The organism is Haemophilus sp. oral taxon 851 str. F0397, from assembly GCF_000242295.1.
GTDB lineage: Bacteria > Pseudomonadota > Gammaproteobacteria > Enterobacterales > Pasteurellaceae > Haemophilus.
Window position 1 is genome coordinate 77,950 of sequence record NZ_JH591083.1, and the last position, 17,386, is coordinate 95,335.

Genomic DNA, 17,386 nt, shown 5'->3' on the forward strand with positions numbered 1-17,386 from the left:
TCTAGCCCGTATTGCGCATTCCAGCCGCGATACCTGTGATAGTAATCATCAATGCTTGTTCTACATCTGGGTTTACTTGCTCAGGATTTTCACGGAAACGGTGAAGCAATTCCACTTGCAGTAGATTGAGTGGATCCGTGTAGATATTACGTAATGCGATTGAATCTGCAATCCAAGGTAAATCAGACATCAATTCACTTTGGTGAGAAAGTGAAAGTACAGTTTGAATATCATCTTCAAGTTGCTTACGTAAATTTTCGCCTAAATACCAAAGCTCTTTTTTCACTAATCGTTGATCATATTGTTGGGAAAGCCAAGTATCCGATTTACTAAAGACCATTTCCAACATACCGATCCGCGTTGAAAAGAACGGCCAGTTTTCGCACATTTCATGAATAATATCGCCTTTGCCTTGTTCAATAATCTGACGGATAGAGGCACCTGCACCTAACCAAGCAGGTAGCATTAAGCGATTTTGCATCCACGCAAAAATCCACGGAATCGCGCGTAAACTTTCCACGCCGCCATTTGGGTTGCGTTTTGCAGGGCGAGAGCCAAGTGGCAATTTGGAGAGTTCCTGTTCTGGTGTCGCACTACGGAAATAAGGAACAAAATCTTTATCACCACGAACTACGCCACGATAAATGTCGCAAGAAATAGTGGAAAGCTCGTCCATTATAGTGCTCCATTCTGGTTTCGGTTCTGGCGGTGGTAACAGATTTGCTTCTAAAATGGCGCTGGCGTAGAGATCAAATGTTTCGACTGCTACAGCGGGCAAACCCAGTTTGAAGCGAATCATTTCGCCTTGTTCTGTTACACGTAAACCATTTTTTAGTGAACGAGGTGGTTGAGAAAGTAATGCTGCATGTGCTGGCGCACCACCACGACCAATCGTGCCACCACGTCCGTGGAATAAGGTGAGTTCAATGCCAAGTTTTTCTGTTAAATTTACTAAGGCTTCTTGTGCACGATATTGCGCCCAAGAGGCAGCCATCATGCCCGCATCTTTTGCCGAATCTGAATAGCCAATCATCACCATTTGACGATTATTGATCACGCCACGATACCAGCCCACATTGAAAAGTTGAGTCATCACTTTTTCGGCTGCATCTAAATCGTCTAAGGTTTCGAATAATGGCACAACAGGAATATGATACGGCACGCCTGCTTCTTTTAAGAGTAAATGAACGCCTAAAACATCAGATGCACTGCGTGCCATCGAAATAACATAACACGCAATGACACCTTGTTTTTGTTGAGCAATGACTTTGCAAGTGTCTAAAATTTCTTTTGTTTCAGGAGATGGCGTCCAGTTTTGCGGAATTAATGGACGACGCGAGCTTAATTCCCGAATTAAGAAAGCCTGTTTATCGTCTTCTGTCCATTGAGAGTAATCACCTAAACCAATATAGCGCGTGATTTCAGCAATGGCATCGGTGTGACGTGTGCTTTCTTGGCGAATATCCATTTGGGAAAGTGTCACGCCAAAACAGCTAATACGGTGCAAAATATCCAACAATGAACCATTTGCAATAATACGCATACCGCATTGAATTAAAGATTGATAACAATCGTAAAGCGGCTCCCACAGTTGATTATCTTCTAAAATAATCTCGCTTTCGGATGCGCGCGGTGTGCGATTTGATAAGTGATCATCAAAATAAGCTAAGGTTGCTGTAAGCTGATCGCGTAAATTTTTTACTACGAAACGATAGGGTTCTAAATGCTCGCCGTATTTAGCACGAAATTCATCACTACATTTCACCATTGAAAGTTCATCGGCTAATTTACTGATATCTTGTAAGAATAAATCTGCCGCTTTCCAACGGGCAAAATAAAGCACTTTTTTGGTGATTTGTGCGGTGACAAATGGGTTTCCATCACGGTCACCGCCCATCCAAGAGGAAATACGCACAGGTTTTAATCCTACTGGCAAATCGTAACCTAAAAATTCACGGGCAGTTTCGTTTAGTTGGCGTAAAAACTCTGGCACAGCTTGCCACAAACTGTTTTCTAGCATCGCAAAGCCCCATTTCGCTTCATCAAATGGCGTTGGACGAACTGTACGAATTTCGTTGGTATGCCATGCTTCAGCGATTAAACGAAGTAATAGACGCTCAATAATATTGCGTTCTTTTTCAGTTAAATCATGATGTTCTAGCTTGCTTAAACATTTATTGATTTCAATGTGTTTATGAATGAGTGAACGACGTGTTGTTTCTGTTGGATGTGCGGTAAGAACCAGTTCAATTAATAATTTTTCGACAGTTTTATGCACGTCTTCCACTGAAGCATTTTGTTCTTTTAAGCGCTTGAAAAGTTCGCTTAAGGATTGAGAAGAACTTTGTGCAAGAGAATGTTCACGCGAAATTGTTTGATATTGTTCTGCTATGTTAGTGAGGTTTAAAAATTGGCTGAAAGCACGTGCGACAGGAATAATATTTTCATTAGAAATACTACCGAGCGTGTCGAGCAATTCTTGTCTTGCTTTATCATCACCAGCCCGAGAATTACGAGAAAGTTTACGAATATTTTCGATTAATTCGAGAATATCGGCACCTTGGGCATCGTTGATTGTTTCTCCGAGAAAACGCCCTAACATACTAATGTTATTGCGCAGCGTGCGGTACTCTTGTGTCATAGGAACTCCTAAAAGTAAAAAATAAAATTCGCAAGTTGGCGATAGATATAGCTAAAAACGGAAGATAGGGCAAATGCTATTCAAGGAAACCTTGAAGATAATCAAGAAAAGCTAAAAAATAGATAAAAAAGAACCGCACTTTTTATAGATTATTTAAAAAGTGCGGTTTGTTTTTAATAAATTTTATAAAATTGATTTAACAGATTTTCGAATAATAAGCTCAGGGCCAATGTCAATACGGCTATATTGCTGAACGCCTTGATCTTTTTGACTGATTCGTTCTAATAAAATATTCACCGCCTGTCTGCCTAATCGTAGCTTCGATTGGTGAATGGTGGTTAATGGTGGCGCATAGAAACGCGAAGCATGAATATCATCATAGCCGATAATAGACATATCATCGGGCACGCGTAACCCTTTTTCTGTCAGTGCAGAAATTGCACCAAGTGCCATCACATCGTTACAACAGAATAGGGCAGTTGGTAATTCCTCTTGAGCCAGTAAACGATTCATACATTCATAACCATCTTCAGGCTCAAATGCACCTTCGAAAATCCAAGGTTCATGCACTTTAAGATTTGCATCTGCCATCGCTTTTAAAAAGCCTTCATAACGAGTTTTTGCAGTGGTTTTATTGAGTTCACCGCAGATAATCCCGATTTTTTTATGACCACATTCAATGAGGTGTTTGGTTGCTAAATATCCACCATCAAAACTATGATCATCAATTACATCGGTATTCGTATTTGGACCCCAATCCATTACAACCATTGGAATACTAGAAAATGACGAAAGCAAATCCAATGAATCTTGCGTATATTCAGAACACATCACCAGCAAACCATCTACCCGTTTTTTCGCCAACATTTCCAAATGGTTTTTGACTTTTTCAGGTTCATTTTGTGTATTACATAAGAACAACGAATAACCTTGTCGATAGCAATGTTCTTCAACAGAATGAATAATCTCCGCAAAATACGGTGCTTCACTGGTCGTCACAATCATCCCAATGGATTTTGTGGTATTGACTTTTAAACTGCGCGCCACGGCACTGGGTGAATAATTAAGTTGCTTAATTGCCGATAACACCGCTTCTTCCGTATCTTTTGCAACGAAGCGGGTTTTATTAATAACATGAGATACGGTTGTGGTGGACACGCCAGCCATTTTTGCGACATCTTTAATTGTTGCCATATTTCGATCCCCAAAAAATTTTTCCTATTATAAAGGTTTGTAAAAAATTTCGTTACTTTTATCGAGATTTTTTTGTAAAAGGGATGATTTTCTTAAAACAATCTTGTTACAATGCACCATCATTTTTAGTGAGGAGAAAAACATGAGTGATTTTGGTTATGCAATGATTGCAGTTGTATTGAGTATATCAGTCGTTTGTGGTTTAGCGCTTTCAATTTTTTAATCAATTATGTTTTAGGATCACCGCAGTTTGTTTTAATACAAAGTGCGGTGATTTTTTTAGGTGTTTTTGCGCCGCAAGCGAAAATATGGTAAAACAGATTCCATCTTATTCACAAAAAACATAGGAAATACAATGTCAAACTTACAAGCAATTATTGAAGCTGCATTTGAAAAACGTGCAGAAATTACACCAAAAACCGTTGATGCAGAAACGCGTGCAGCGATTGAAGAAGTGATCGAAGGATTAGATTCGGGTAAATACCGTGTTGCAGAAAAAATTGATGGCGAATGGGTAACACATCAATGGTTAAAAAAAGCGGTTTTACTTTCATTCCGTATTAATGACAATCAAATCATTGACGGCGCAGAAACAAAATATTACGACAAAGTAGCATTAAAATTTGCGGATTACACTGAAGAACGTTTTGCTCAAGAAGGTTTCCGCGTTGTGCCTTCTGCAACGGTGCGTAAAGGTGCATACATTTCTAAAAACTGCGTATTAATGCCATCTTATGTAAATATTGGTGCTTATGTTGGCGAAGGCACCATGGTCGATACTTGGGCTACGGTAGGTTCATGTGCACAGATCGGTAAAAACGTTCACTTATCTGGTGGCGTAGGCATCGGTGGCGTATTAGAGCCATTACAAGCTAACCCAACCATTATCGGTGATAACTGCTTTATTGGCGCACGTTCAGAAGTGGTGGAAGGCGTGATTGTAGAAGACGGCTGTGTTATCTCAATGGGCGTATTCATCGGTCAATCAACCAAAATTTATGATCGTGAAACGGGCGAAATTCACTACGGACGTGTACCAGCTGGTTCTGTGGTGGTATCTGGTAGCCTTCCATCAAAATGTGGAAAATACAGCTTATACTGCGCTGTGATCGTGAAAAAAGTGGATGCAAAAACTTTAGGCAAAGTGGGTATCAACGAATTATTACGTTCTATCGAAGAATAATTAAAAAAACTTCAATAAAAAATACCGCACTTTAAAGTGCGGTATTTTTTTACCTATTTTATTCAACCGTTACACGCGCAAATTTTCGTTTACCCACTTGGTAAATATTTGTACCTTTCGGTGCATTGTCTTTTACATTATCGACTTTTTCACCATTGATTTTTACACCGCCTTGTTGAGCAGAGCGAATTGCTTCTGAAGTCGAAGGCACAAGACCAGCTTCTTTTAATAAGGTGGCTAAACCTATTTCGCCAGAGAACGTAAATTCAGGCATTTCATCAGGCATTGCGCCTTTTTGGAAACGATTAATAAATTCCTGTTCTGCAGCGTTTGCTGCCTCTTCATTGTGGAAACGTGCAATTAATTCTTTTGCTAATAAGATTTTTACATCACGTGGATTTTTGCCGTTTTCTACTTCCGATTTTAATTGTGCAATTTCACTTAATGGACGGAATGAAAGAAGGTTATACCAATCCCACATAAGTTCATCAGAAATTGACATCACTTTACCGAACATATCGCTTGGTGCTTCCGTTACGCCGATATAGTTGCCAAGTGATTTGGACATTTTTTTCTCGCCATCTAAGCCAACGAGCAATGGAAGTGTAATCGCGACCTGTGGTTTTTTGCCTGCTGATTTTTGTAATTCACGACCAACAAGTAAGTTGAATTTTTGGTCTGTACCGCCTAGTTCCACATCTGCATCTAATGCAACAGAATCGTAGCCTTGTAGCAATGGATAAATAAATTCATGGATGGCAATGGGTTGGTTGCTGCCAAAGCGTTTTTTGAAGTCGTCGCGTTCAAGCATACGCGCAACGGTGTAGTTGCTTGCAAGACGAATCATACCTTCTGTACCAAGTTTGCTTAACCATTCAGAGTTGAAGACGATTTTGGTTTTTTGTGGATCGAGAATTTTATAAATTTGCTCTTTATAGGTTTCTGCATTGCGTAACACATCTTCACGGCTGAGTGGAGGACGCGTGGCATTTTTACCTGATGGATCCCCCACCATTCCAGTGAAATCACCAATTAAGAAATAGACTTCATGACCTAGTTGTTGAAATTGACGTAATTTATTTAATACAACGGTATGTCCTAAATGAATATCTGGTGCGGTTGGATCGGCGCCTAATTTTACTTTTAATGGGCGATTTTCTTTCAGTTTTTCGATTAAATCCGCTTCTGAAAGGATTTCATCAGTACCGCGCTTTAGTTCCGCGAGAACGGTATTAATGTCAGTCATTATTATTTCCTAATTATGTTTTTTGAAAGGTTTTATTATAGGGATTCTTGGCGATTTGTGAATAAAAAAAACGCCTATTTGTGGGGAAATAGGCGGGAATGTTGGAGTGATTATCTAATATTGTTGTTGGAATGATTAGATGATAATTGTTATCAATAAGCTTGTCAATAGATAAATGAAAATAATTCTCAAAAAATGTTATTTTATATAAGGCACCGATTCTGTTAAGGAAAGTGCGGTAGGAATTCCATTAGAAATTTCAAATTGTCCCGCATAAGCATAGGCTTCAACGCCTTGTTCCATTGCTTCTTTCAATAAGCGATCATATTCGGGATCGATATATTCTGCGATTTTGAAACGATCAAAACCATTATGTAACCCAGCAAATAGTACTACTGCACGATGACCTTGTTTTTTCATTGCGAGTAATTCACGGACATGTTTTTGTCCACGCGTAGTAACCGCATCAGGAAACATACCTAAATTTCCTTTCACTAAGGTGATGGATTTTACTTCCACATAGCAATCGGGTAAGCCTTCACCCTTCAGTAAGAAATCAATTCGGCTGTTTTCTTCGCCGTATTTCACTTCAGGATAAATTTTGTTATACATTGCTAATTCTTTGATTTGCTTATTTTGCAGTGCTTCAAAGACAAGCTGATTAGAACGATGCGTATTGATACAGCAAAGTTGTCCATTCGCAAGTTGAGTTAGTTCCCAAGAATGGGGATATTTACGAGTTTGACTATCGGAATGTGAATACCAAATTGTGTCACCTTTTTCACCGCAGCCAGTCATCGCGCCGGTATTGGCGCAATGAATTGTCATGACATCACCAGTTGGAAGTTCAATATCCGCAAGAAAGCGTTTGTAACGACGAATTAATGTCGCCGATTGTAAAGCTGGAAGTTGCATAAAGTTCCTTATTTGAGTTTTTCTAAACGTTGTAAAATGGCGTTATCACTCATGGCTTGCATTTTTTTCATTCTTAAAGAAAGTAAGAGCGCCGCAAAAGTGAGTGAGACCACAAAGGCAATCCAGAAACCTTTCGCATCAATGTGTGGCACAAGCCAATCTGTACGACCGAGCGTATAACCAAGTGGCACACCAATTACCCAATAAGAGAAAAGGGTAATATATAAAATGACTTTGGTATCTTTATAGCCCCGTAAAATGCCGCCAACCACCATTTGGATAGTATCTGAAAATTGATAAAGTGCGGCAAATAATAATAAATTTGCCGCCATAGCGATGACAATTTCGTCTGTTACGAAAATAGTGGCGATTTCATAACGGAAGAAAATCGTAATTAATGCGGTAATGATTGTCACCGTTAGCCCTAATAATAATGCGGCATAGCTCATTTTTTTCGCATTTTGTGGAGAACCTGCCCCCAATGCTTGTCCGACTAAAATCGTTGTTGCCATACCAATTGACAGGGGAAACATGAAAATGAAAGAGCTGGTATTCAATGTAATTTGATGGCTCGCAACAATGGTTGAGCCTAGCGGAGAAAGCATTAACGAAGTGAGGGCAAATAACGCCACTTCACAACAAAGTGCAATAGCAATGGGCAACCCTAAGCGCAGTAGTTTTTTAAGGGTTTTGGGATTCGGCATTTCAATTAATTGGCTAAATACTTTTAGTGAGCGTTCTTGAGCATTGGTGTAGGAATAGAACATCATCATTAAGCACATTGCCCAGTTCACAATCGCTGTCGCAATACCACAGCCCACCGCACCAAAAGCAGGCATGCCAAATTTTCCATAAATAAAAATGTAATTAAGCGGAATATTCAGCAGTAAACCTAAAAAGGTAATGACCATTGCTGGCTTGGTTTTGGCAATCCCATCATTTAAACAACGAAAATTAATTAGCATCAAATAAGCAGGCAATCCCCACAACATCGCATGTAAATAATCGCGTGCTAAATCTGACATTTTGCTTTCCATTTGCATATATTGCAGCGGAATTTCACAGAAATAAATCAGCAAACCTAAAGGAATACTCATGCCTAACACAAGCCAAATGCCTTGGCGAACTTGATGGGCAATGCGATGACGTTGACCTGAACCGTTTAAATAAGAAATGGTCGGAGGCAGCGCCAATAATAAGCCTTGACCAAAAAGCACTAATGGCATCCAAATAGACGCGCCAACAGAAATTGCAGCCATATCAGTGGAACTCACTCGACCAGCCATAATGGTATCCGCTAATCCCATTGAGTTTTGTGCGATTTGCGCTAACAAAATGGGTAAAGAGATTTTAATTAATTTTTTAATATCAGCGTGATATTGGGACAAAAGACGAAAATTCATAAATTTGATATACTAAGAAAAATTTTTAGAAAAGGAGAAAATATGTTTACCGGAATTGTACAAGGCACTGCGCCTATTCATTCAATTACAGAAAAGGCTAATTTTAGAACACAAGTGGTAAAATTACCACCTGAAATGCGTAAAGACCTAGAAATTGGCGCATCGGTGGCAAATAACGGTGTATGTTTAACCGTGACTGAAGTCAACGGCGATCTCGTTAGCTTTGATCTCATGCAAGAAACCTTAAGAATTACGAATCTTGGTTTATTGAAAGTAGGCGATAATGTGAATATCGAACGAGCCATGCAAATGGGAACAGAAATCGGCGGACATTTATTATCTGGTCACGTCTATTGTACAGCAAAAATTTCAAACATTATCGCCAGTGAAAATAACCGACAAATTTGGTTTGAGCTGCCAAGCGCAGATGTCATGAAATATATTTTAACGAAAGGATTTGTTGCGGTAGATGGCATTAGCCTGACTATTGGTGAAGTAAAAGGTACGCAATTTTGTGTGAATTTAATCCCTGAAACTTTGCAACGAACCTTAATGGGGCAACGTAAAGTGGGCGATATTGTGAATATTGAAATCGATCCACAAACGCAAGCCATTGTGGATACCGTGGAAAATTATCTGAAAGCGAGAAATTTATAGTCTATTGAAATAAAAAGAGCGGTTAAAAAAACACAGAATTTTTTAACCGCTCTTTTATTTGATTACTATGCTTATTTTTTTGATTTTTTCCATTTCCAGAAAAGGAACAGGGCAAGTAAAGCGATGAGCACATAAATCACCATTTGACCTTTTTGGATTTGCGCATGTAACCAGTCTAAATTTTTGGCACCAAGTTCGCCTAAATAAACCCAAATTGGCACAGAAATAATGGCAGCACAGAAATCAATTAAGACAAAGCGTGTGTAACTTACACGGCGAGTAATACCAGAGACCATATAAATTGGTGCACGTAAACCTGGTAAAAAACGTGCGACAAATAATACTCGATTGCCGTATTGACTGAATTTTTCACGCACCATTCTTAAACGTTGTAATGTCACGATTTTACGCATTGGGCGGAAACGCAAAATCTTCGTACCATAAATACGACCAAGCCAATACATGGTCGAATCGCCCGCCAGTACACCAATCATACTGACGAGCAACATTAAATGTGAATTAACACTTTCAGGATAAAGCCCCGCAATCACACCACCAGAAACTAACGTAATGTCCTCAGGAATCGGCACACCAAATCCGCAAATAATTAAAACAAGAAGAACAGCCCAATAGCCGTACTCAGTAAAAAATCCAATCAGAAATTCCATAATCTTCCTACTTTATTTTTTAATGAATATCGTAAAAAACCGCTAAACATTCTAATCTTTTCAGGGTAAAAAACCTAGAAAAAGTTTGCTTTGAAAAGAGGGTTATTCTATAATTCGCCGTCTCAAAGCATGGCTCAGTGCTTATTCTTTGAGAACAATATTTGGAAAATTGCTGGGTCGCCTGCAATTTTCTTTCTTTTAACATTAATTTAAAGAGAACATTAAAATGGCATTTAAATTTAACGCTGAAGTTCGTACAGCGCAAGGTAAGGGTGCGAGCCGCCGCCTGCGTCACAATGGTCAAATCCCTGCAATCGTTTATGGTGGCAGCGAAGAGCCAGTTTCAATCATCTTAAACCATGATGAGTTAAACAACGCGCAAGCACATGAATCTTTCTATTCTGAAGTGATCACTTTAGTGATCGGTGGCAAAGAAGTTGCAGTTAAAGTACAAGCAATGCAACGTCACCCATTCAAACCAAAATTGGTTCACATTGACTTCAAACGCGCATAATTTGTATTAATACGGTTTTATGTAAGTTAAAAAAGCTCGTCAAATTTGGCGGGCTTTTTTGTTTTTCCTAAATAGTTATTTCTCATAATATTTTATTTAATAAAGCAAACGTTTACGAATGTAAAGATTTGTAAATGTTGACTAAATTACTAGACTTACCTATTTCTTGTTGTTAATATGCGCTCGAATTTTTCACATATAGAGCGGTTTATGGAAATAAGCTGCTCTTATTTTTTGTAATTTTTAAATTTAAATAAGAAAGATATTCATGAATCAAATTTTTCGTGTGATTTGGAATAATGCCACTCAATCTTGGATCGCAGTATCAGAACTCGCTTCCGCAAAAGGCAAAACGAAGTCAAAAACAATTTCAAAATTAGCCGCACTTTCATTGGTGGCAGGGGCTATTTCTATGGATGTAATAGCCGCCGAGACAGCAAATATTCCTGCGGCTGCTATTTCAACAAGTGATAATGGTATTTTTATTGGGCCTAAAGGTAAAACTTCTGCAACAGCACAAACTGCGGGCAAATCAGTTAAAAATGTAATTATTATTGGGAATAGAAATGGAGTTGCAGATGAAGGAATTGTAATTGGAAATGATATTACTTCATCAGCAAGTGGTATTGCGGCAGATACGTTAATCGGTAACCGTATACGTTTAGGCGGTGGCGGTAGTGATTCAATGAGTACTGCTTTGGGTTATGGAGTTCAAGTCGCTGGTCCTTCTTTGGCTGCGGGTATTGGGGCTCGTTCAGATATCGCTGATTATTCGGGGTGGCAGGCTGTACAAAATGGTGGTGTCGCCTTGGGAGGGTTTGCTTCAGTTGGTGGTAATCAAAATGGCGGGGTCGCTATTGGTGCCATTGCACAAGGCGATCAAAATGGCTCTGTTGCTATTGGTCAATTATCCGGTGCAACTCGTCAATTCTTTGACCGTGAGGTGACAGGAAGTGGAGGAAATGGTGCTGTTTATAATATTAATGAGAATGATGGTAATACACTTACTTCTATCGGTCATAAGGCAGTAGCTAGAGCAGATAGTGGAGTGGCTGTTGGGCGACAAGCAAATACCTCTCGTTATGGAAGAAATGCTGTGGCTGTTGGTACACAGGCAACAGCAATTAAAGAGAATGCTGTGGCAATGGGTAATAATGCGCTTGCAGGTGGTTATACAGCTGCGGAGAAAGAAGCCATTCAAGCTAAAATTAAGGAATTGAAAGGCGAGAATTTTCTTGTAAAAGCAGAGGCGCGTTTAGAAGCGGCTAAAGCTAAATTGGAGGCTGATGCTAGTGCAGAAAATAAATTTAATTATGCAAGTGCAAAAGCTGCCGTTGAACGCATTAAATTAGCCATTGCACGTTTAGAAAATGATTTGCAATTTAATGCAGCAGAAGAGATTGATGCTCGTTCAGCTATTGCAATCGGTAACCAAGCAAAAGCCACAAATCAAAGTGCATTAGCGCAAGGTGATCGTGCTACGGCAACAGGTAAACGTGCGATTGCGCAGGGTACACAAGCTAATTCAACTGGAGAAGATGCGATTGCGCAAGGTACGGAAACAAAAGCTACAGGTGCATATGCTATTGCTCAAGGTCGTAAAGCAGAGGCAACTGCAAACTTTACAATTGCTCAAGGTAATTCCGCAAATGCAAGTGCTCAATTTGCTATGGCATTAGGTAACCAAGCAAAAGCGAATATTGAGCACGGTGTGGCATTAGGTTCAAGTTCTGAAACAACAGTAGCAAAAGGTGTGACTGGATTTAATCCAACCACTCAAGGTAATTCAGATATTCGTGCTAACGCTTATGCACCATTAAATGGTAATGCATTGACCTCTACTTTAGCGGGAGTTTCTGTTGGTAGTGCAACAAATACTCGCCAAATTAATCATGTGGCAGCTGGTACTGCAGATGATGATGCGGTAAACGTGGCACAGCTTCGTTCTGTAAACTTAAAAATTGCAGGTAATACTAACGGTGAAACAGAATCTGCAAAATCAGGTGATATGCGTAATACAGCGACTTCAAAAGCTGATGTGTTGCTTGATAGCCAAACATTAAAAGTGGTAAGTAGCAATACTGATGTATTAACCACAGATGCGACAAATAACACCATTACTATCACGCCAAAAACTAAAAAAGTTGAAGTTGAGGAAGATAAAAATCACGCTGATGCAGGTAAAGCTAAAGTGCCAACAACAAATGGCTTAGTAACGGCAACTGATTTAGCTGATACATTGAATAATATGTATTGGAAAATTGAAGCTGATAAAACGATAAAGGTAAGGTCAGTGGCAAATCAACAGAAGCTGTAAAAGCAGGGGATAAAGTGCGGTTGATTGCAGGTGAAGGCGTAAAAATTGAACAAAATGGTCGTGATTTTACGTTTTCTGTGAAGAATATTGTTCAACGTACTAATGCTGATGGTTCAAGTAGTTTCTTTAGAGCTGGCCAAAATATGGAAGTGGAGCTTAAAGGAGAAGGCAAAGATCAACACGTTGAATATAAATTATCTCCAGATATTACTATTAATAGCGTGACAACCAATGGTGGTGCTAAATTGGAAGGGACAACGCTGTCTGGTCTAAGTCATCATTTAGTCCCGACTACGCCAAATGAGAACGCAGGTACAAAACCTGCTACGGCAGCTGGCGATCAATTAAACCAGGCCGCCACAGTGAATGATGTGTTAAATGCAGGTTGGAATTTAAAAGAAAACGGAAAAGATGTCGATTTCGTTAAGCCATATGACAATGTAAATTTTGTACATGGTGCAAATACTAAGGTGTCTGTAAAGACAGATGATCATTTAACGTCTAACATTCAAGTTAACGTAACAGGATTACCTATTGCTTTTACAGACAAAGATGGTACGCCTGTTGTTAAAGTAGGGGATAAATACTTTAAAGCTGATAAGGATGGTAACCCAACAAATATTGAGGTTACTCCAAGTGCGGATGCACCATTAAGTACAAACTTAGTGAATCCAAACGTTTCAAATACTAATGCTGCGCCAAATGCACAAACAACTACTCCTACTCAGTTAGGCAATGTGGCAGCAGGTGCTAAAACCTTTAATGCACCAACAGATGCATCAGGTAATCCATTGAAATTAGCAAATGATGGTAAATGGTATCCGGCTGATAAAGTAGAGCCTAATGGTAAACCAATGGAAGATGCAACGCCAGTAGCAAGCCCGATTACTGCGGATAACCCAACAGCTGGGCTAGTAGATTTTGCGAATTCTAACCCAAATAATGCAGCAACTGTGGGGGATTTACAAAATTTAGGCTGGGTTGTGAGTGCAAATGAAAATGGCTATACAGATCAAGTGAGAAATACGAATAAAGTTGATTTCCAAGGTAAAAATGGTATTTCAGTAACGGGTGAAACACGTCCTGATGGTACACGTCAAATCACAGTTTCTATTGCAAAAGGTGAAATTACTAATGTAGTTGATATTGTAGATAAAGATGGTAATCCAGTGAAAAAAGCATATCGTAATGAAGCTGGTGATTTATTTGAACTTGATGAAAATGGAAAACCTGATACCTCTAAACCAATTATTGTGGATACGGATGCAGGACAAAAAGTGAGTAACCCGGGGGATGCGGTTGTAACGGGTAATGCTGTAGCAACGGCTATTCAAAAATCAGGTTGGAATATCGGTAAAGCAACGGCGGATGACGTGACAGACTCATTTGGCATCCCTGCTAAATTTAGTAAAGCATCGAAGGTTCATGATAAAGTGAATCCAGATGATGACGTTAAATTTGTTGATGGTAATAATACTATTGTCAAAATGGTGACAGTGGATGCAAAAAATGAAGATGGAACTAAAAAGGCAACCACTTTTGTTAAAGTAGATGTCTCTGGTATGCCTGTACAATATACGACAGCAGATGGTAAACCTGCAATAAAAGTGGGTGATAAATTCTATCCAGTAGATGAAAATGGTGATCCTATTACTAAAAATGCAGATGGTTCGCCTGCTGATCCTTTAGATCCTGCGGATATTATTACAAATTTAATCAACCCCGCTGCGAAACCAGATGAAAAAGGAAATACAGCTACGCTTGGTAATATCAAAAATAATTTACCAACGGTAGATGATGCAAACAAAATTGCAGCTGATAAGAATGGGGAGCCTTTAGTTGGAAAAGATAATAAGGCAGCACCAATTACAGCGGAAGAGGCAGCTAATATTGCTAATTCAACATCAGGTAATAATGCAGCAACGGTATCAGATGTATTGAATGCAGGCTGGAATTTACAAAATAATGGTGAAGCACGTGATTTTGTAAAACCTTATGACACGGTTAACTTTGTCGATGGTAAAGGTACTAAAGTTGTTGTAAAAACTGAAGAAGATGGCACAACAAGTAACGTGAAGTTTGACATTGATACTGGTAAGATTACTAATAACGATGATGGTAGCGTTCAAGGCCCAGTTACGCCAGAGATGACTAAAGCATTAAAGGATGCTCAAGATGCATTTAATAGCTTACCACCTAATGCACCAGATGCAGTACGCAAGGCTGCTAAACAAGCCTTGGATGATGCTAAAAATAATATTGAAAATGTTGCAAATAAAGTGGCAACGGCACAAGATGTCGCCAATGCAATTAACAATTCAGGCTTTACATTAACCACTTCAGCAAATGGTGGGGAGAAAATTTCAGGTACGCCAGAAATGATTAATCCAGGCAAAAAAGTTGAAATGGTTGCAGGTAAAAATATGACCGTGAAACAAGAGTCTAACGGTAAAGTGACTTACGCAACGGCTTCTAATGTAACCTTTGACAGTGTTCAATTCGGTGATAATGGTCCTAAGATTACTAACAATGGTGGAAATATCAATGTTGGTACAGCGACAGGCGCACCGACTAAGATTACAGGCGTAGCACCAGGTGAAATTTCAGCAACTTCTAAAGATGCTATAAATGGTAGCCAGTTACATGCAGTTGCTTCAAACTTGAACAACAAGATCAACAAAGTTGGAAAACGTGGTGATGCAGGTACTGCAAGTGCATTGGCAGCGGCGAATATTCCGCAGGCTTATACACCAGGTAAGAGCTTAGTTGGTATTGCTGCAGGTAGCTACCAAGGTCAAAATGGTCTTGCAGTAGGGATGTCTCGTATTTCTGATAACGGTAAGATCATCATTCGTTTATCTGGTACGGCAAATAGCCAAGGTAAAACTGGCGTTGCAGCTGGCGTGGGTTACCAATGGTAATCAGCTGATAGCAAAAATATAATAAAAAAACACCGCTCTTTGCGGTGTTTTTTTATTTAGGGAGGACGTAGATTTGTCCTAAATACCATACCATCTTAGCCACGTTTTAAGTTGTTCTTTTACTGTTCCCAAGTTAAACCGAAATTCACATTTCTTTAAGAATAAAGGAAAGTTTTTCTGCTACACATCGCCCTTGTTTTCCTCCGCGATGAGCGCCAATACTTGCTAATCTACATTTGTCCCAATGAGAAAGTATTTGAAAGGTTATTTTGATAGAGATGCATTAGATGAAATTTATAGTAAAAGACCGCACTTTTAAAGTGCGGTCAGAAATTTAAAGAAATTAAGCTGCGAATGGATCACGTAAAATCATGGTTTCTACCCGATCAGGACCTGTTGAAAGAATATCAATAGGTACGCCAGTCACTTCTTCAATACGTTTAATATAGTTAATGCAGTTTTGTGGTAATTTATTTACATCTGTGATGCGGAAAGTATTTTCTTTCCAACCTGGTAATGTTTCATAAATAGGTTCCACACCTTCCCAATCTTTCGCGGCTAATGGTGCATATTCAACGATTTCACCATTTGGCATTTTGTATGCAACACAGATTTTTACTTCATCAAAACCATCTAATACGTCCAGTTTGGTCATACAGAAGCCAGAAATAGAATTAAGTTGGATTGCACGGCGAATGGCGACAGCATCAAACCAACCACAACGACGTGGACGTCCTGTTACCGCACCAAATTCATTACCTTTACGCGCAATTTCAGCACCCACATCATCAAATAATTCCGTTGTGAATGGGCCTCCACCTACACGAGTACAGTAAGCTTTGATGATACCAAGTACATAGTCCAAATTACGCGGGCCAAAACCAGAACCTGTTGCAACACCACCAGCCGTTGTGTTTGAGCTAGTTACATACGGATAAGTACCGTGGTCGATATCTAACATGGTACCTTGCGCACCTTCAAATAAAATGTGATCGCCATTTTTGCGCGCGGTATCAAGAATTGTAGTGATGTCTGCCACCATACTAGTGATTACATCGGCAATTGCCATTACATCATCTAAGGTTTTTTGATAATCGACAGGTTCAACTTTGTAGTAGTTCACCAATTGGAAATTATAGTATTCAAGGATATTTTTGAGTTTTTCGGCAAAGGCTTTTTTATCAAATAAATCGCCTACGCGTAAACCACGACGGGCCACTTTATCTTCATAAGCTGGGCCAATACCACGACCAGTTGTACCGATAGCTTTTTTGCCAAGTGCTGCTTCACGGGCGTGATCCATAGCCACATGATAAGGCAAGATTAAAGGACAAGCTTCAGAAATTAATAAACGTTCACGAACTTTAATACCACGGCTTTCAAGTTCGCCCATTTCTTTCATTAATGCTTCAGGTGAAACCACAACGCCATTACCAATTAAGCAAGTTACGTTTGGATGTAACATACCAGATGGAATTAAACGTAATACGGTTTTCTCTCCATTGATGATAAGTGTGTGGCCTGCGTTGTGACCGCCTTGGTAACGAACTACGTATTTTACGCGATCCGTTAGAAGATCGACGATTTTCCCTTTACCTTCATCGCCCCATTGAGCGCCTAAGATAACAACACTTTTTCCCATAATTTCCGCCTTTATTCGGTTAAATTAGTCAAATGAACAGCCGTTTACTTTACTCTTTTTCGGCCTTAATCTCAATGATATAAAA

At 39.4% G+C, this 17,386-nt stretch carries 12 protein-coding genes and 1 pseudogene; 5 read left to right on the top strand and 8 right to left on the bottom strand.

Going from position 1 to position 17,386, the window contains the following annotated elements; genetic code table 11:
• Position 1 precedes the first annotated feature (1 nt).
• A complete protein-coding gene (gene ppc / locus HMPREF9096_RS00325) occupies positions 2 to 2,641 on the bottom strand; it encodes a phosphoenolpyruvate carboxylase (protein ID WP_032803627.1) in 2,640 nt (879 codons plus the stop codon).
• 183 nt (positions 2,642 to 2,824) lie between these two features.
• The gene (gene purR, locus HMPREF9096_RS00320) at positions 2,825 to 3,835 is read right to left on the bottom strand and encodes an HTH-type transcriptional repressor PurR (protein WP_009501025.1); all 1,011 of its coding nucleotides are present in this window, start codon (positions 3,833 to 3,835) and stop codon (positions 2,825 to 2,827) included.
• 355 nt (positions 3,836 to 4,190) lie between these two features.
• Between purR and dapD the strand changes: the two genes are divergently transcribed.
• Positions 4,191 to 5,018, top strand: coding sequence for a 2,3,4,5-tetrahydropyridine-2,6-dicarboxylate N-succinyltransferase (dapD, locus tag HMPREF9096_RS00315; protein WP_005635801.1), 828 nt, complete (start codon positions 4,191 to 4,193; stop codon positions 5,016 to 5,018).
• Positions 5,019 to 5,076: 58 nt separating this feature from the next.
• Here the strand turns inward: dapD and tyrS are convergent, their stop codons facing one another.
• From tyrS to hmrM, 3 genes are all read right to left on the bottom strand, one after another.
• Positions 5,077 to 6,264 carry a tyrosine--tRNA ligase gene (tyrS, locus tag HMPREF9096_RS00310; RefSeq protein WP_009501027.1) on the bottom strand — a complete coding sequence of 396 codons (1,188 nt, stop codon included), beginning with the start codon at positions 6,262 to 6,264 and terminating at the stop codon, positions 5,077 to 5,079.
• A 198-nt stretch (positions 6,265 to 6,462) separates the two neighbouring features.
• Positions 6,463 to 7,179, bottom strand: coding sequence for a DNA/RNA nuclease SfsA (sfsA, locus tag HMPREF9096_RS00305; protein WP_009501028.1), 717 nt, complete (start codon positions 7,177 to 7,179; stop codon positions 6,463 to 6,465).
• Between the two features lie 8 nt (positions 7,180 to 7,187).
• Positions 7,188 to 8,582, bottom strand: a complete 1,395-nt coding sequence (gene hmrM, locus HMPREF9096_RS00300; RefSeq protein WP_032803628.1) for a sodium-coupled multidrug efflux MATE transporter HmrM — start codon at positions 8,580 to 8,582, stop codon at positions 7,188 to 7,190.
• Positions 8,583 to 8,624: 42 nt separating this feature from the next.
• Here hmrM and ribE point away from each other — a divergent pair, with 42 nt between their 5' ends.
• Positions 8,625 to 9,239 (top strand): riboflavin synthase, encoded by a 615-nt coding sequence (gene ribE, locus HMPREF9096_RS00295; protein WP_032803632.1) that lies wholly within the window; start codon positions 8,625 to 8,627, stop codon positions 9,237 to 9,239.
• A 71-nt stretch (positions 9,240 to 9,310) separates the two neighbouring features.
• Here ribE and HMPREF9096_RS00290 read toward each other — a convergent pair whose 3' ends face one another.
• Positions 9,311 to 9,907, bottom strand: coding sequence for a DedA family protein (locus tag HMPREF9096_RS00290; protein ID WP_009501031.1), 597 nt, complete (start codon positions 9,905 to 9,907; stop codon positions 9,311 to 9,313).
• Between the two features lie 226 nt (positions 9,908 to 10,133).
• On the opposite strand from HMPREF9096_RS00290, the gene rplY reads away from it, so the two are divergent.
• The 3 genes from rplY to HMPREF9096_RS00275 all read left to right on the top strand — a co-directional run bounded on the left by rplY (position 10,134) and on the right by HMPREF9096_RS00275 (position 15,659).
• Entirely contained in the window at positions 10,134 to 10,421 is a 288-nt protein-coding gene (rplY, locus tag HMPREF9096_RS00285) for a 50S ribosomal protein L25 (protein ID WP_005633680.1), read from the top strand.
• A 268-nt stretch (positions 10,422 to 10,689) separates the two neighbouring features.
• Positions 10,690 to 12,738, top strand: a complete 2,049-nt coding sequence (locus HMPREF9096_RS00280; protein ID WP_009501033.1) for an ESPR-type extended signal peptide-containing protein — start codon at positions 10,690 to 10,692, stop codon at positions 12,736 to 12,738.
• A gap of 14 nt (positions 12,739 to 12,752) precedes the next feature.
• Positions 12,753 to 15,659: a YadA-like family protein gene (locus HMPREF9096_RS00275; RefSeq protein ID WP_009501034.1), complete on the top strand. Its 2,907-nt coding sequence runs from the start codon at positions 12,753 to 12,755 to the stop codon at positions 15,657 to 15,659.
• Between the two features lie 78 nt (positions 15,660 to 15,737).
• On the opposite strand, the pseudogene HMPREF9096_RS09220 reads toward HMPREF9096_RS00275, so the two are convergent.
• A pseudogene (locus tag HMPREF9096_RS09220) lies at positions 15,738 to 15,845 on the bottom strand (IS1595 family transposase); the annotation flags it as partial.
• Between the two features lie 157 nt (positions 15,846 to 16,002).
• Positions 16,003 to 17,301: an adenylosuccinate synthase gene (purA, locus tag HMPREF9096_RS00270; RefSeq protein WP_009501036.1), complete on the bottom strand. Its 1,299-nt coding sequence runs from the start codon at positions 17,299 to 17,301 to the stop codon at positions 16,003 to 16,005.
• Positions 17,302 to 17,386: the final 85 nt, after the last annotated feature.

What these genes read in the sequence shown, in the direction of transcription:
- purA (WP_009501036.1), bottom strand. Translation starts at nt 17,301, where the DNA reads ATGGGAAAAAGTGTTGTTATCTTAGGCGCTCAATGGGGCGATGAAGGT.
- sfsA (WP_009501028.1), bottom strand. Translation starts at nt 7,179, where the DNA reads ATGCAACTTCCAGCTTTACAATCGGCGACATTAATTCGTCGTTACAAA.
- purR (WP_009501025.1), bottom strand. Translation starts at nt 3,835, where the DNA reads ATGGCAACAATTAAAGATGTCGCAAAAATGGCTGGCGTGTCCACCACA.
- rplY (WP_005633680.1), top strand. Translation starts at nt 10,134, where the DNA reads ATGGCATTTAAATTTAACGCTGAAGTTCGTACAGCGCAAGGTAAGGGT.
- hmrM (WP_032803628.1), bottom strand. Translation starts at nt 8,582, where the DNA reads ATGAATTTTCGTCTTTTGTCCCAATATCACGCTGATATTAAAAAATTA.
- HMPREF9096_RS00290 (WP_009501031.1), bottom strand. Translation starts at nt 9,907, where the DNA reads ATGGAATTTCTGATTGGATTTTTTACTGAGTACGGCTATTGGGCTGTT.
- tyrS (WP_009501027.1), bottom strand. Translation starts at nt 6,264, where the DNA reads ATGACTGACATTAATACCGTTCTCGCGGAACTAAAGCGCGGTACTGAT.
- ppc (WP_032803627.1), bottom strand. Translation starts at nt 2,641, where the DNA reads ATGACACAAGAGTACCGCACGCTGCGCAATAACATTAGTATGTTAGGG.
- dapD (WP_005635801.1), top strand. Translation starts at nt 4,191, where the DNA reads ATGTCAAACTTACAAGCAATTATTGAAGCTGCATTTGAAAAACGTGCA.
- HMPREF9096_RS00280 (WP_009501033.1), top strand. Translation starts at nt 10,690, where the DNA reads ATGAATCAAATTTTTCGTGTGATTTGGAATAATGCCACTCAATCTTGG.
- ribE (WP_032803632.1), top strand. Translation starts at nt 8,625, where the DNA reads ATGTTTACCGGAATTGTACAAGGCACTGCGCCTATTCATTCAATTACA.